Genomic DNA, 1269 nt, shown 5'->3' on the forward strand with positions numbered 1-1269 from the left:
TGACGTTGCCCCTTGAGCCTAATCCGGTTTGAAGTTCGTTCTGGCCCATCGAGAGGACCAGGACATGAAGCGCAGTCGTTTCAGCGAAGAGCAGATCATCGGCATCTTGAAGGAGCACGAGAGCGGCGTCCCGGTTGCCGAACTGTGCCGCAAGCACGGGGTCAGTGACGCCAGCATCTACAAATGGAAAGCCAAGTACGGCGGCATGGACGTCAGCGAGGCCAAGCGATTGAAGGCGCTTGAGGAGGAGAACGCCAAGCTGAAGCGGATGCTGGCCGACGCCATGCTCGACAATGTCGCCCTGAAGGATCTTCTGGGAAAGAAGTGGTAGCGCCCGCTGCCGAGCGGAAGGCTGTCGCTCACCTGATGGAGCATCACGGGATGAGCGAACGGCGGGCGTGTAAAGCCATCGGCTGTTGCCGGATGACGGTGAGATACCAGTCCACTCGCCCCGACGATCGGGACCTCAGGGAGCGAATGACCGCACTTGCCCGCGAGCGCCGTCGCTTCGGTTACAGGCGTCTGCATGTGCTGCTACGCCGGGAAGGCTTTGAAGTGAACCACAAGAAGCTGTTTCGCCTTTATCGGGAGGAGAAGCTGACTGTGCGGCGGCGTGGCGGCCGCAAGAGGGCAATCGGCACGCGGGCGCCGATGCTGTTGCAGCTTCTTCCCAACGAACGCTGGAGCCTCGACTTTGTCTCCGATCAGTTCACCGATGGGCGACGATTCCGTGTCCTCACGGTCGTTGACGATTGTACGCGGGAATGCTTGGCGCTGTTGGCGGACACGTCACTGTCCGGTGTGCGTGTGGCTCGCGAGCTCGATCGGCTGATCGTCGAACGCAGCAAGCCTAAGATGATCGTCTCCGACAACGGCACCGAGTTCACCAGCAACGCCATCCTCACCTGGGCCGAAAAGGCCGTGGTCGAATGGCACTATATCGCGCCGGGCAAACCGATGCAGAACGGCTTCATCGAGAGCTTCAACGGCCGCCTTCGCGACGAGTTACTCAACGAAACACTGTTCTCCTCGCTCGCCCAGGCAAAAGCTGCGCTGGCGACATGGAAGGCCGATTACAACACGGCTCGCCCGCATTCCCAGATCGGATGGCGCACGCCGGCCGAGTTTGCGGCAACCTTCCCACCCCGCCGGGCTTTGGCGCTCCGCCAGATGAAAGGCTCCGCGCCGACGCCCGACACCGCCGTCCGTAAGGAAAAGACCAACGCCAGAAACGAACTCAGAACTGGATAATTCCTGGGGGCAACGTCA

The 1269-nt window shown here is 61.1% G+C and carries 1 protein-coding gene; it reads left to right on the top strand.

The genetic code is table 11. The annotated features are described in order from the left end of the window. Nucleotides 1–64 precede the first annotated feature (64 nt). Nucleotides 65–1251, top strand: a protein-coding gene (locus M4J40_RS17915; RefSeq protein WP_251755790.1) for an IS3 family transposase whose coding sequence is annotated in 2 segments (ribosomal slippage) — nt 65–314 and nt 314–1251 — 1188 coding nt in all. Because the reading frame shifts where the segments join, the coding sequence is not laid out codon by codon here. Nucleotides 1252–1269 lie beyond the last annotated feature (18 nt).

The sequence above is a fragment of the Pleomorphomonas sp. JP5 genome (assembly GCF_023721815.1).
In the GTDB taxonomy this organism is placed as follows: Bacteria; Pseudomonadota; Alphaproteobacteria; order Rhizobiales; family Pleomorphomonadaceae; genus Pleomorphomonas.